The organism is Paracoccus sp. 228, assembly GCF_000967825.1.
In the GTDB taxonomy this organism is placed as follows: Bacteria; Pseudomonadota; Alphaproteobacteria; order Rhodobacterales; family Rhodobacteraceae; genus Paracoccus; species Paracoccus marcusii.
On the sequence record NZ_JYGY01000008.1, the window covers coordinates 1 to 14176 of the forward strand.

The 14176-nt window shown below is 54.9% G+C and carries 11 protein-coding genes and 1 pseudogene; 6 read left to right on the top strand and 6 right to left on the bottom strand.

Annotation, left to right across the window (positions count from 1 at the left end):
• Positions 1-1513: 1513 nt before the first annotated feature.
• Positions 1514-2812 (bottom strand): NUMOD3 domain-containing DNA-binding protein, encoded by a 1299-nt coding sequence (locus SY26_RS18575; RefSeq protein WP_157020535.1) that lies wholly within the window; start codon positions 2810-2812, stop codon positions 1514-1516.
• A 56-nt stretch (positions 2813-2868) separates the two neighbouring features.
• Between SY26_RS18575 and SY26_RS18585 the strand changes: the two genes are divergently transcribed.
• A complete protein-coding gene (locus SY26_RS18585) occupies positions 2869-3696 on the top strand; it encodes a WYL domain-containing protein (RefSeq protein WP_369799459.1) in 828 nt (275 codons plus the stop codon).
• A 381-nt stretch (positions 3697-4077) separates the two neighbouring features.
• The gene (locus tag SY26_RS18595) at positions 4078-4566 is read left to right on the top strand and encodes a metallophosphoesterase family protein (RefSeq protein WP_052715383.1); all 489 of its coding nucleotides are present in this window, start codon (positions 4078-4080) and stop codon (positions 4564-4566) included.
• A gap of 457 nt (positions 4567-5023) precedes the next feature.
• Here the strand turns inward: SY26_RS18595 and SY26_RS21330 are convergent, their stop codons facing one another.
• Both SY26_RS21330 and SY26_RS18600 read right to left on the bottom strand, forming a co-directional pair.
• On the bottom strand, positions 5024-5248 hold the full coding sequence (locus SY26_RS21330) for a hypothetical protein (RefSeq protein ID WP_157020536.1): 225 nt from the start codon (positions 5246-5248) through the stop codon (positions 5024-5026).
• A gap of 123 nt (positions 5249-5371) precedes the next feature.
• A pseudogene (locus SY26_RS18600) lies at positions 5372-5779 on the bottom strand (transposase); the annotation flags it as partial.
• A 101-nt stretch (positions 5780-5880) separates the two neighbouring features.
• Between SY26_RS18600 and SY26_RS18605 the strand changes: the two are divergent.
• From SY26_RS18605 to SY26_RS21335, 4 genes are all read left to right on the top strand, one after another.
• A complete protein-coding gene (locus SY26_RS18605) occupies positions 5881-6405 on the top strand; it encodes an SOS response-associated peptidase family protein (RefSeq protein ID WP_369799460.1) in 525 nt (174 codons plus the stop codon).
• 867 nt (positions 6406-7272) lie between these two features.
• Positions 7273-9363, top strand: coding sequence for a DEAD/DEAH box helicase (locus SY26_RS20695; RefSeq protein ID WP_084693939.1), 2091 nt, complete (start codon positions 7273-7275; stop codon positions 9361-9363).
• Between the two features lie 2 nt (positions 9364-9365).
• Positions 9366-10091: a DUF2290 domain-containing protein gene (locus SY26_RS20700; protein ID WP_084693940.1), complete on the top strand. Its 726-nt coding sequence runs from the start codon at positions 9366-9368 to the stop codon at positions 10089-10091.
• 270 nt (positions 10092-10361) lie between these two features.
• On the top strand, positions 10362-11528 hold the full coding sequence (locus SY26_RS21335; protein WP_157020537.1) for a HEPN/Toprim-associated domain-containing protein: 1167 nt from the start codon (positions 10362-10364) through the stop codon (positions 11526-11528).
• A gap of 119 nt (positions 11529-11647) precedes the next feature.
• Here the strand turns inward: SY26_RS21335 and SY26_RS18620 are convergent.
• From SY26_RS18620 to SY26_RS18635, 3 genes are all read right to left on the bottom strand, one after another.
• Positions 11648-12735 (bottom strand): IS3 family transposase gene (locus tag SY26_RS18620; protein WP_157020538.1). Its coding sequence is split into 2 segments (ribosomal slippage): positions 11648-12486 and positions 12486-12735, totalling 1089 coding nucleotides; the frame shifts between segments, so codons are not numbered across the junction.
• Between the two features lie 289 nt (positions 12736-13024).
• A complete protein-coding gene (locus SY26_RS18630; RefSeq protein ID WP_046001791.1) occupies positions 13025-13321 on the bottom strand; it encodes a hypothetical protein in 297 nt (98 codons plus the stop codon).
• Positions 13322-13458: 137 nt separating this feature from the next.
• Entirely contained in the window at positions 13459-13752 is a 294-nt protein-coding gene (locus SY26_RS18635; RefSeq protein WP_046001792.1) for an HU family DNA-binding protein, read from the bottom strand.
• Positions 13753-14176: the final 424 nt, after the last annotated feature.

Genomic DNA, 14176 nt, shown 5'->3' on the forward strand with positions numbered 1-14176 from the left:
CCACGTCAATATCCTCGAGATGAACGGCGACAGTTATCGGCTCGGACAAAGCCGCGCCCGAAAGGCTGAAGCAACCACATAATCGCACCTTGCGAGATTGGCCCTGCGGGMCAAAGCGCCATGGCACGCGCCAGCTATTTGGGGAGCGCGCGCGCCATGGCGCTTGGCGCCCCGCCACTGGCCTGGTTTTGCGCCGCCGCGTGGCCGGTTTTTACGCCGCCGTTGACAGTTGGTTACCTATGGGGCTTTCCGCCGTTCTGGAGGCCTCTATGAGGCCTCTACGGGCATGCTTTGGCAAGACGCTAAATAAACCTCCTGAATACCCCCCCCATTCTTGCCATGTGATCCGGTGTGCTCTCCGGGTTCAACTGGACGAGGTCCTGCGTCCACATCCAAAACCTGATCCGGCTTCAAGATGACGCATCTGCTTTTCAGCATCTGTGTCGGGGTCTCATTCAGATTGATCGACTGCTGCTGCAGGAGCAGGGTCTCTTGCGAAGCCATGATCGAGGATCGTCCATCCGAATGCTCTATCGCCGACCAAACGCGCTTCTGGAAAAAGCTGTTTCACCCCCCTCATCTGGTAGTATGTCCTGAGAGTAGCCAGAAGCCCTCCAGGAGGCCCGAAGAGCGTCCAATGGTGGTGGGGGGGTACCTGTCGCTCTATAGGGCAGCGGAAGGCCTCTCTGAGGCCCGCTCATGGCGATTGTCTGCGGCGTTGATGCTTCCGTATCGAAGACCCGCCATTTCGTTTCACAGAGTTGCTCGTAGCATGCATGTGAGGCCGCGCAAGAACGACCATCAAGGGGATGCATATCTCTTCCTGACAGGGTTGGGGAATGTCATGGCCTGCGGACAGGATGACTTCGAGATCGGCGCTTTGTCAGAAAAGGCTCTGAACGTATCAGACCGCGTCCGCTACCTCCTCTCCTGTCATGCATGAACATGCATGCTTCATCCCGGCAAAATCCGGAATTTCCTGCGCACGCGGATTATAGGGCGTTTTTCGAGCGGATCATCGGGACAGTTTGACAGGAGAGGTGGGACCCTTTTTTTTAAGCATCGTGCTACAGGACCTTTGACGGATCGCCTGACGGCTCCCGGAAAATTTCCGATTTTCAGGCGCACCACAGTGCACCGTACTGATCCTTCTCGGTTCACGTCCGCTCCTTTTCGGACACCGACCTGAACGACGGGCGGCCATGTCCGATTGCGCCCCCTTCAAGCAAGAACGGCTCCTTCGGACGTTTTCGACTGATCGATAGCAGAGACATTCCAGCGTCAGTCCTGACCTGCCGAGGCCTTGAACAAAGGCTGCCGGCAGGTGGTTTAAACCGACTGCAGCGGTCTCTGCCGGCAGGGCGTCAGAAGCGGATCTGGAGTGTGGGTCCCAGCCTTCAGCAGACAAGATTGCCTTCCCGGCACAGATTTCGTCCTGAAGGGTTCTGACGGATCCCACCCAATCCATTATCAACCAAGGGAACCTTGCGCTCATCTGCGAAGCGTCACTGTCTCAGGTCGCCCTCCATCCACCCTTCCGGCCCTGGTAGGGGAACCCGTGCTTCGGACCCCAGTCAGACACTGTCATGTAGATCGTAGTTGCACCCACGTTGAAGGCCGAGGCCAGGGCAGCGATCGCCTCACCACCGTTGTAGCGCGCAATGATGGTCATGCGGTCCTTATCGGTCAGCTTCGCGCGATGATTGGATGCGGCCACGACGCGCAGGAACGGATAACCGTTATCCGGCCCCCAGTGCAGCACCACTGCCCGGACGCCGGTCAGCCCCAGGGAAACGTCTCTGGCGATCGCGCTGTAACTCTCGCCGGCCGCGCGGCGCCGGCAGATCTCGGCCCGTTGCTGATCCGTCACCTTGGACGCTCGCGCCTTCTCACCCTTGAAGCCCCCCGCGGCTTTCTTTGCTGCCTGCGCTGCGCGTCGGGCACACCGCTCCTCCTCCTGGCGGCGCAAGGTCTCCCTGCGCTGCTCGGCAAACATCGCGACCCGCGTGGCCGACATCTTCGCACGGGTATCGCTCGACACCTTCTTCCCTTTATGCGCCCGGGAGATGGCCGCGCGTGTTTCGGGGGACTTGATATGCCCATAGGCGGGATGCGCCTTGCCGAACTTGCCCCAGCCCGAGTTTCCTTCCCCGGACGACCGACGGCTGATGCCGGCGATCTGCTCTGGTGACAGCTTGCGCCCGGCCCCGCCATCACCGCCCGGTGTCATGTTGTAGCCGATGGAGCGGTCCCGGTAGCTTCCGGTCTGGGCGATCCACGCCCGCTCGAGTGCTTGCAACTCCGTATCATTCTCTCCCTGGTCAATGATCTTCCAGTCGAAGGCGCTCCAGCCGTGCTTGCGGATCGAGGCATAGAAATAACTGTCGCTGCCGTAGAGATCGCGGCGCATCGCCCGTTGGCGGTGGCGGGCCTTTGCGTGGTAGAGCTGCCGGACGGTCTTACCGATGTAGATCTTTCCGGTTATCCGGTTCGTGGCACGGTAGATGATCATCGACGAACCACGGGGGACGAACTTCTCTTGCAGGATGACCCTTTCCAGGCCGTCAGACGGCCGGCAGCCGCCACTCTCATCGGCGGCCGCTCCCACATTCTCCGAGATCGGGTGCAGGTCCCGAGAGCCTTGCGCGGCGAAACGACCGTTCGGCGCAGGCTCATCACGATGGCGCGCATGAGCTTCGGTCTCGTGATGCGGGCGATCCGGCTCAGGATGACCCATTTGGATACCAGTATCATCGCACAGGGCAGAGGTGTCGGAATGCACTTCCGGCTCGTTTTCAGGTCTGTTGGTCATACGGCCTCTCGAAGGGACATGAAAGAAGAAACTTTCAAAATGAAAGATTATTGGCCGTGGTGACGAAGAGGAACCTGTCCTTTGGTTGGGTGGAGGCGGCAATCCGATATGGCGGGGTCTTCGGTGCAGCCGAAAAGCTCGTCTATCGGGAGATCTTCGGCCTGTCGGAGCCGACCGTCTCCCGGCACCAGGCGGAGTTCGAGATGCTGTTCGAGCAGGCCTGCGGACCGGTCTTCCTGCGTGACGAAGAGGGTCGGGTGCAGGGCGGTCGGCTGACACTGGACGAGAACGCTAACCTACCGGAGGCGCCGGTCTTCTCTTCCATACCGCGCCTGGAACGGTGGTTGGACGACATGCTGGGCAGCAGGAGGTACGTCGAGGCGGATCTCCGGCAGCCAGATCCGAACCTTGCCGTCGTGCGGACGGTGGTCCGCGCGATCCGCACCGAAACGCCCCTTCTCGTCACTGTAGATGGCGGAGGACGAGAGCAAGGTCGCCTGGTCTCGCCCCACGCCATCTTCCGCATCAAGGGACGGTTCCTCATGCGGGGATACGAACACCTGACGATGCAGTACCGGGACACTGCACTCGCGCGGATCACCCGGGTCGTCCTTGCGCCCGGGACTGAACCTTACAGGGATGCCCGGCTTGACGAGGCATGGAAGCGGTTCAGCACCGTGGTGACCCGGAGGAGCGATGCCGGGCCGGACAATGAGGTGTATGCGTTCAGCGACAAAGAGGACGAAGACGAAGGCTACGGCGAGATCCAGGTCCGGGAGGCATTCCTTCCTTACCTCCGCGATGAGCTCATCGGAAGCTATCTGGACCCCGACCCGGTCAGCAAAGAGGATCCAGGTCGGAAGTCCAAGCCCGGGCGGTCCTGACTCAAGGACATGGGAACCTCCGCATGCAGGAGACGCAATTTTCCTGCCCGCCTTATGTTCAGCCTGCGTTCGGAATGAAGGTCCGGAACATGCCCCAGACGGTTACCAAATGCATGCTGTTGCAGTGCTTGAACGGCATGAAGCAGGGCTTTGATAGGCCGGGAGCCGCAAAGGCGGCGACGGCGTCAGAGACACGAGAACTGAACGAAGAGATAGCGTCAGTCCTCCGCGCTCGCCTTGGCGACGACCGAACAGTCTCCCGCAGATAGAAGACCGGCCAAGAAGCATGCTACGCCACCGCCCCAGGGGCCTTTGCCAGCAAAGACGGCAGCCACCGGGCTGACAAAGCACCAAGGTGCGATGACCAAAAGGACCTGCCTTATGCAACCACTTTGCCAGCCATCTCCCAGGGCGTGCATCGGTGTCATTTCTGACACCCACGGTCTGCTACGCCCCGAGGCGCTGGAGGCTCTCAAAGGCGTAGACCGTATCCTGCACGCGGGCGACATAGGTGACCCTGACCATCTTGACGCACTGGCGCACATCGCCCCGGTAACGGCAATCCGGGGCAACATCGATCGCGGGCACTGGGCTGAGTTCCTTCCCGAAACGGCGAGCCTCACGATCGGAGGCCTGCGGATCCACATGATCCATGACCGCAAAGCTTTGCAGGGCGATCCAAAAGCCGCGGGGTGGAACGTCGTCATCTCGGGCCACTCCCATAAGCCCAGCATTGAGGAAGGCAGCGGCACCCTCTGGCTGAACCCCGGCGCCGCCGGCCCCCGCCGTTTCCGCTTGCCGATCACCCTGGCCTTCCTCTGGGAAGAGGCCGGTCGACCCCGTGCGATGATCCACCCTTTGCTCTTCTGACCTGCTTGCGCCTGGACATGGCTCCCTAAACGGTACAACTTTGCAAAGCACCTGTGGCGCACCCTGGAAATACGAGTGTGTCTACCTGCATGCCTAGGAGACCGGATGCGCAGGCATGCAACGGTGTCCAGTAATGGATGGAATTCCACAACCAACGCCGACCCCACAAGGACCCTGCCGGTCGACCACCGGCAGTGGTCTCCTCGCTGCAAATCGAAGTCACGCAACCCCATCAACAGGAGCAGACAGTAGCTTAACTCGACCCAAAATCCGTCCAAAAGTTGGGGAGTAGCTCAGATCGACACAATTGCTAGAGGGCCGAGATGAGGCGAATGCGGGATGATGAGCCGGGGCTCTTGCCAGAGATCGCTCCGCTCTTCGAGTCAGTACGAAGACGATCCGAGGGGCAATATGAGCGTTCGGGGTCATAAAGAGTGGATTTACCGGCGTTGGCAGATCAACGATTAATAAGCAGATCTAAAGCCGATAGGAGGCCAGCGCCGGCCCAAAGGGCAAGGATGATCTGAACCCAGTAAGCGGGAAGGTGCTGGTGCTGGCGCTGCAGGAGCAGTTCTTCAGCCTCAAGTTTGCGTTGCACGGCCATCAGCTTCGCGGTTTCTGCGTTGAGCTTGCGCGTCTCGGACCGAAGCTGGTTTATGTCATATTCAGGGTTGGTAGGCATGAGCTTGACCTCCTACTCCCGCAAGTCTGACTGCTCATCAGCGCGGCGCGACTGAAAGAACAGAACCATTTCCTTATTGGTAGTAAGTTCAGCATAATATAGTCAAATTAGTTGCGTCTAGGATCATGATTCATAACCGATAGATGACGGTTGCTGCGAGGGGTCAACGCACGTGTTGAGGGCCAAGAGAAAGATCTTTGAACATCTGTCGTATCGCATTGCAGCGCGCTTCTGATTCTTGAGCCTTCTTTCGATACAACTTCGCCGCTTGTAGCGTCGCTTGTCATACTTGACCGGCGTCTTGCGGTGCTTTCGATCAGAGATGTAGGCGCGAATTCCCTTGTCCTACAACGCATCTCTCAACCAGTCAGCATCATAAACACGATCGCCAAGCAGCCATTTGACGTTTGGTAAGCCGCTGAGCAGCGCCCGTACGCCGATATAATCGCTCACTTGTCCGGCGGTAGTGAACAGGTCGAGCGGCCGGTCTTGGCTGTCGCAAATGGCATGCAGCATGGTCTTCATGCCGCCCATTCTTAGGGAAACAGTTTACTGGACTGCTTCCGCCTTGGGGCAGGCGTCGGTTCAGCTCCCGCACCCCGAACAGCAGCGAGGGCAGGGCGATTTGCAATCTGTATAACGTGACGACCTCGCAGGAAGCACTGACCCGTCTGATCGATGGGCTCACTGACCGCGCGGGAAATCTGGCGTCCGGCTGCGTCTATCCCGATCAGCTGGTAGCGATCATTCGGAACGGCGACGACAGGCCGGAACTCGTCAAGGCGCGATGGGGCATGCCCTCGCCGCCGTCGGTCCTGAAGACCGCGCGGGATCCCGGCGTCACCAACGTGCGCAATCTCGGCTCGCCACATTGGCGGCGCTGGCTGGGGCAGGGGCATCGCTGCCTCGTGCCGGTCACCAGCTTCTCGGAGCCGCGCGGCAAGGGGCAGGGGGTGCAGTGGTTCGCACTAACTGACCCGGACGCGACCATGTTCTTCGCGGGGATCGAGACCCGCGGCTGGACCTCGCTCCGCAAGGTGAAGGATGGCGAGACGACCGATGATCTCTACGCTTTCCTGAACTGTCCACCAAACGCCAAGGTCGCGGCAATCCATCCCAAGGCCATGCCGGTGATCCTGACGCATCCGGAGGAATGAGAGGCTTGGCTCGGCGGCATCCGTGCCGAGGAGCTGCAGCGGCCCCTGCTGGACGGCGCGCTGACACCCGCCGAGGCGGCGCTCTGAGCAGCACGGACGGCCGGGCGGACATCGTGGACAGTCTAGCCCCGTGGCGGCCTCCACCCGGCGGTTCGCGCCTCTTCCTCGCTGCAGAAACAGCGTTCGCCCCGGGCTTCGCTGATCCGGGTCGCTGCGTGGGCGTCCATTTCGTCATGCAGGAAGGACGTTCACACCTAGAACGTGTATCAAAAGCCGTGCGGTTTTAAGACATGTCGCAAAAGGGCGTTCTACGACGACTTTTGCAGCACGCTGGACGATGTTGCACCAATGATCGTTTCTGAACATGGCTGGTTTATGGATAGAAGGAGGGACATCCAATGATCCGCGCTAGGTCTCTTGAGCGCGAGGTCTGGAGCGATTTGCCAAGCTAGAAAAGCAAAATAGCTTTTTGGTCAGGCAGATTGGTTAATTTTGCGTTTGTGCTTGACTTAGTGTGGGTGGCCTAAACTTGACCTGCTGTTGACGATGTCTGCCTCTCGGGCATGCCAGCATGCCTCAAAGTGGGCGGTTAGAAGTCGACACAGTATGAATGTGAAGAGCCCTGAGCCGTCACTCGTCCCGTCTAAAGGCAGTGCAGGTGCAGTATAGGTACTTGGCCTAGAGCCAAATTTGGTACCAACAAGAGTAAATGGTTGATCAGAGCCTGCAGCAGAAGTGCGACCACAGGTGATAATACGGCGGTAGCTCGAAAAATTCCCACTTACATTTACTAGTTTTTGCACGCTAAACTGTTCACCAAATTTCCTTAGCGCGGGTCAGCCGCACGAAAGAATCCCGAGGTTAAAAATGCCTGTAAACTACATTCCAACGATCGGCCGCGGACAGGAGCAGTATGATCTTTCATTAGTTCTAAACGCAATTCGCAGTGGTGCCATTTTTCCTCAAGACGAAAATGTTACGATTTACGCAGGTTGGCCACAAGTAAAAGACTATGACGGTAGAACTCACACATCTGATTTAACGGCAATATCTACACATCACGGCATTAAGCTTATAAAATATTCAGCCAGCAGCGACTTGCAGTCGCTTCGAAAAGATGCAGTTAGCATTTTACAGGCGGCAGCTACGACAGAATCACTGCTGTCAAAAAGTCTAATACTAAAGAAAAAACGCCGTTTAATTATTGATGTTGTGCCAATTTTATATGCCCCAAATATGGGCGAAGATGATTTGGATGTAGAGGATGTAGAGATTGCCAAAAGTCAAGCTACGCTAGAAAATGCCCTCCGTCAGGAGGATGATAGGCTTTCTGAGGAACAAGAGGTCGAAGTTCGAGCAATAGTTGAGGGTGCCAAGGCACTTGGACAAATTAAGAATCTCGAAGATCAGAGCAATGTTCCACCGCTAGCTAAAGCGTTTTCTGATTTGGAGGCAATAATTTATAATTTTGATGCGACGCAGAGGTCAGTCGCGCTTACAAAGATCCCTGGACCTCAGAGAATTAGAGGTCTTGCAGGTACGGGTAAAACCGTAATTCTCGCCATGAAAGCGGCCTTGGCACATATTGAAGATCCCAGCTCCAAAATTTTGATTACTTATTATACTAGAAGCCTGAGAGACGTAATTGAAAGGCTAATAACGCGCTTTCATAGGCATTTTGCCGAGACTGATCCTAATTGGGATAATATTCACGTACGTCACGGTTGGGGTAGAAGTAATACCCCTGGTGTTTACAGAGATGCCTGCATTAGGGCTAACCGCTCCCCCAAAAGTCTCAATGATCTTCGCGGCCAATTGAACCCTTTTGCGTCCGCCTGCAACGAGCTTTTGGAGACAGGTGATATAAAGCAGTACTACGATGTGATCCTAATAGACGAGGGTCAAGATTTTCCTGATAGCTTTTATCAAATGTGTTTCTACCTTGCCAAAGGAGAAAGGGATCAAAAACAAATTATATGGGCCTATGATGAACTTCAGAATGTTTTCGATGTTCAAGTTCGCGAGCCAGAGGTGTTATTCGGCTTAGATAGCGACGGTCATCCACGCGTCTCGTTAGGCAGAAGCTTACCACACGGCACAGATACGAATGATTTCGTACTTCAGAGATCATATCGCAATCAACGTGAAGTCCTAGTACTCGCCCACTCAGTAGGCTTCGGCGTATATAATAACACCGTGCAGATGCTTGAAAATGCTAAGCATTGGGAGGATGTGGGTTATGAAGTTGTTTCAGGTAGCTTCACCACAGGAAGTTACAACATTGTTCAGCGCCCAGAGCGTAATAGTCCTAGCATCTTGCAGTCGCCAGAAGGCGTTCCAGTTGTCGAAATGAAGTCCGGTGCAAATCTCGACGAAGAAGTGGAACTAGCTGCGCTTGAAGTAAAAGCATTCATTGACGGTGGCCTGGCTGCGCACCAAATAATGGTTATCAGTCTAGATGATCGTTCTGCTAGGCGTTATTTTACTGGCATCGGAAATAAACTCAGCAGTTGGGGAATCAGATCTAATAACATTATTAAGGATGCATATAGCGAGCCACCGTTCCGTATTGATGGGATGGTAACGATGAGTACGGTTTATCGTGCCAAGGGTAACGAAGCTGCTGCGGTTATCATTGTAGGCTCCGATGCAGTAACTCTCAAAACTCGCATTGGGCGGAACAAGCTATTTGTTGCCTTTACACGTACAAAAGCATGGCTGCGCATCTTTGGTGTGGAAAGCAAGGTTTTGGATGGGTTGAAAATAGAGGTGCAGACGGCGCTCGAAAAAACCCCTCAAATTGAATTCACTATGCCAGATATGAACACTTTCAATACTATTCAGCGTGGGCTTGAGGAGAGGCATGAGCGCCTAATCGAGGCAAAACGCCGGATGGAGAAAATGAAAAGAGAGCTTAACCTGTCTGACGAAGACCTTGATAGCTTGATTGAGGATTAGGTTTGAAACGCGCTGATTTTGATGGATCGATCCGTAATGCTGGCGCTGCATTGGCGGCGATTGACCTTTTGGCGGAATTTTCGTGTCAAGTGTCTCTTCCTAGGTCTGAAGATTTTAATAAGGTATGCTTAACTTCAAAAAGCTATTCTCAAATATATGAGAAGGGATTGTCTCTCTCTCACTATAACATTCGACTAAAAGATTTAGCCTATTTCCAATTTTCACACCAAGACGATGAAGAGTTTGCATTAGCTTTTTACCCCAATCCAAGAGTCACTGGATCACTTGGGGCGTTATCGGAATATCTTGAACTAGAAGAGATGAGAGATAACAATGAGATTGATGAAGAAGAGTTCCATGCTTATGCAGAAGCTATGCCCGTTGAGCATTTTGTCCCTAGGGTGAGGTTTGAATACAGCAAAAGTCAATTTAAGAGGGTTATTCATCCAGGAGCACATTTTCACATAGGGATGTCCGGTGAAGACCGATGGAGTTCAGCGCGGAAAATATCGCCTTTATCCTTCGTTTACTTAATGTTAAAATACTACTACCCGAATAGTTGGCGGTCAAAGTCGAGATTTTATGGCGCTGAGGACATGTGGAAAGATGCAGTGACAATCGCCGGCTGCTGGGATGAGGTTTTGGCACGATCTCTAATCAATGATGGAGCATCACACTATTTTAATGACGATGAAAAGCGCAACTTCCACTTCTCCTCAAACTACTAGCGCAGGTGACTGCAATACGATTGCAGCGAATGATTATAGTGTCCTGCAAAGCAGACGGATAGGTCCTATCATTTAAGGGTCACTATGCGGGATAAAGCAGACAATGTGCATTTCATACTGAACAGAGGCATGATGGTTTCGGGACGACCCCGCGAGGCTGGTCGGACTTCTCTATCATCAAGGCCGAGTCGTTGCACATGGCTCGACGTTCAGCTTTGCGCCCGTTAGCAACGGCAACATTACTGGCTCGCATGTACCGAAGGATCAGCGTTGGGCACCTATTCAGACTTCCGCATCGGAAACTTCCATCTTGAGTCAGGTGGAAATTTCAATACTACGACGCACCAATCTATTTACTTGCCGTCTGACAGCGTAACCCTCGAAAGAGAATATGAACCTAGGCAAGTGGAGGGCTTTCGAGCGACATTGCGCTCGATTTTACCACGCCTAGAGCTTCTCGGATCGACACTCCCTGCTATCGAACAGCAATTCAATAACCCTTTCGTTACTTATGACGAACCGCATGACATCCCGTTTAGAGAGGCGCTAGAGCTTATTCGCAACACTGATCTATCCTTACTTGTAGAGTACGATGGACGTGACCACGCAGGCCTTTTACCTGGTGAATACCAGAAGCGCCTAGAGGACCCCCTACATGGTCGCTATGGTCGATCACCGGGCTGGGATGTCAGCACGCTTCTTGACCGACTGACGCCCTATGACATTCTGCGGGTGCTTGCAGAGCGCCCCGAAAACCTCGATCTCATTGTGCAATGGGACTTTATGGATGTCGTGGATAGTGGGTATTTCGAACGCAAGGACTTTTCTGTCGGAGCGAGAGGAAGAGGCTTCCTACTTGTTACTGAAGGCACGAGCGATACAAAGCTGATCCAGCACGCCTTTGCGATCCTACGCCCTGAAATAGCCGATTTCTTCCAATTTGTTGACATGGAAGACAACTATCCGTTCGGCGGCCACGGAAACCTTATGAACTTCATGAGGGGCCTGAGAAGTATCGGAAAGGCCGACGGCGTTCTAGCCATCTTCGACAACGATACGGTGGGCGTCGCATCCTTGGCGCATCTTAAGAAGCTCTCTGGCATCAACGCGATCAAACTGCCCGATCTCGAAGAGTTCAAAGAATTCCCGACGATCGGACCAAGCGGCGAGCATCTGGCCGACATCAACGGCAGAGCTGCTGCAATCGAGTGCTACCTAAAGCTCCTACCGGACTGCCGCATCAGATGGACCAATTACGACCAGCGCGCGGGAACGTATCAAGGCTCGATAGACCAGACGTCCGGCGAAAAGAGCGCCCAACAGGACGAGTTTCTAAGAACAACTCGTTCTGATGACTATCCCTTCGACAAAATGGAAAAGGTACTGGATCTAATAGTCGAGGCTTGCATCAACCTTTCTGTACAGCGTCAGGAATGACATCATCAGGCTCTTCGCATCAGTCGCCTGCATGGCAATAGGGGCTGCTATCAAACGCGCAGAGACTGTCTACAACGAAGGGTAATCCTCCCCGTTTTAACGGGGTTTGGTCGTAGAACTCACGCAGCCATTTTCAGTTTCTGTGCGGGTGTTATGCCGCCGATGCCCATGTTGGGTCGCTCGTTGTTGTAAGTCCAGAGCCAGTCGGTTGCGATACTCTGTGCCTCCGCGATGGTTTCAAAAATGTAGAGGTCGAGCYATTCATGGCGGACGGTGCRGTTGTAGCGCTCGACGTAAGCGTTCTGCTGCGGTTTGCCGGGCTGGATGTGGGTCAGGACAATGCCCTGCTTTGCGGCCCAGATTGCCAAGGTTGCGCCGATGTATTCCGGGCCGTTGTCGACCCTGATGGCCATGGGCTTGCCGCGCCACTCGATGATCTGGTTCAGCGCCCGAACCACGCGCTCGGCCGGAAGCGAAAAGTCGACCTCAATGCCCAGACCCTCGCGGTTGAAGTCGTCGAGCACGTTCAGCAGCCGGAATTGGCGACCATCGGCCAGACGGTCGGCCATGAAGTCCATGGACCACACGAGGTTCGGCGCGTCTGGAACCGAGAGCACGTCCGGCTTGTGCCGCTTGATGCGCCGCCTTGGCTTGATCCGCAGGTTCAGTTCCAGTTCGCAGTAGATCCGGCGAACGCGCTTGTGGTTCCAGGCATGGCCACGGACATTGCGCAGATACAGGAAGCATAGGCCGAAGCCCCAGGTTCTGTGCGCCTTGGTCAGGCCCTCAAGAAGATCCGCGATGGTCTCGTTCTCGGCACAGCGCTTCGGGCTGTAACGAAAGCACGTCTCGCTGACCCCAAATGTGCGGCAGGCCAGCGCAATGCTGACCCCCTTCGTTGCCACCGCCCTCGCGGCCAACTCGCGGCGTTGAGCTGGCCGCGTCACTTTTTTCCCAAAGCTTCCTTGAGCAGGTCGGCCTGCATGCTCAGGTCCGCGAACATGCGCTTCAGCCGCCGGTTTTCATCCTCCAGCGCCTTCATCTGGCTCATCATGGACGCATCCATACCGCCATACTTCGCCCGCCATTTGTAAAAGCTCGCGCTGCTGATCCCATGCTCTCGGCACAGCTCCGGCACCGCAACACCGCCTTCGGCCTGGCGCAGCACAGCCATGATCTGCGGCTCGGTAAATCGGGTCTTTCTCATTCGAATCTCCTCAGCTCACGCTACGAGAAAATTCTACGAATAAACCCCCTTAACGATGGGGAGGATTACCGAAGAAAACCCAGCTTTCACTGAGATACCATAATACCCAGTAATGGTAATTATGTACCTGAGGACGGTGACCAGTCAGAGGTTATGGGGCTGTGGCCCGCTGGCCAGCTCATAGCAAGCCCTTGGATAGGCTTAGCCTACGGCGCCACCCGTCCTCCTAGCCCATGCGAACCACAGCAGAAGGAAAGGGGATGCCGCCGCGCACGCATTGGTGCAGCGATCAGGACCGATCGCCGCCGAACTCCGAGAACGCGTTGCGGACGCGTTCCGCCTCAGCCTCGTCGTCTACGCTCACCGAGACCTTGATCCGGTTGTTAAGCGCCGCGTCCTCACGCTCAGAGGGCGTCGGAGAGTCGGAAGCACTGTCCCCTCCGGACAGATCCTCTCCTGCGCTGTTCAACGCGCCATCAGCTACAACCTCGATGGCCTTTCGGTCTAAGCCAAACTCTTGCACCAACCGCTCGATGCTCATTTCAGCCTCGCGCCGTGTTTCGAACGTTGCTTCTAGAAGTGCCATATTTGCCTCGTTGTAATGGGGTCAGGGTGCTGATGTCTTGCCTGTCATAGCGAAACACAACGTCCGGGTTGGCTCAGGGGTCCAGTCTTTCACTTAAGCGAACTTGGGGGACCCTGCGTTGGAAGGGGGAAAGGAGATCAGTCAAGCGCAGTGGGACGGTTGAGCCGCTCCAGGATATAGCCACCGGCCCTGAACCGTAGAACCTGCTTGCGCGCTACGGAGATAGCCTCACCGGTCCTGGGATTGCGCCCTGTGCGGGCCTCGCGAACCTTGCAGGTGAAATTACCGAACTTTCGCAGTTCTATTCTGTGCCCTTGCACCAGACCGGTAGTGATCGCATCCAGGATCGTGTCGAGAGCCAGTTCCACCGCCTGCCGGGGCAAATGAGGGTGTGCCTGAAGCAACTTCTCCAGCAGTTCAGAACGGACCATTGGGCGTCTTCCTTCGTCTCACGAGGACATGAATGGGCCTTTTTAGGGGTTAGGCCCACTGTTCCAACTACCGGTACCCTTTCGAGGTCCGGCCGTTGTTCCTAGCGTTTGTTTGCTGGCGGGTTATGACGGTATTTTAGAAAAAATAATTTTTATAATAACATAATATACAATAATATAATCCCGTACCGTGCTAATATTTCAAGTTGCTCATGGCGCAAAAAGCTTATGATTATCTGAATAGGCCGCCTAATTAAAAATAATTGACGCATCACGTATATTGCCGCAAACAGTTTAGTTTATGTAAATGTAAAAATCGATGCTCAATAATAAACGCTATTTTTATCTTTAGCTTTTAAACCGTAGGCCAGGCATCGGCGCGTCTCGGAGGCCACTCCATGGATGCCCACCAGTGTCTTCGCAT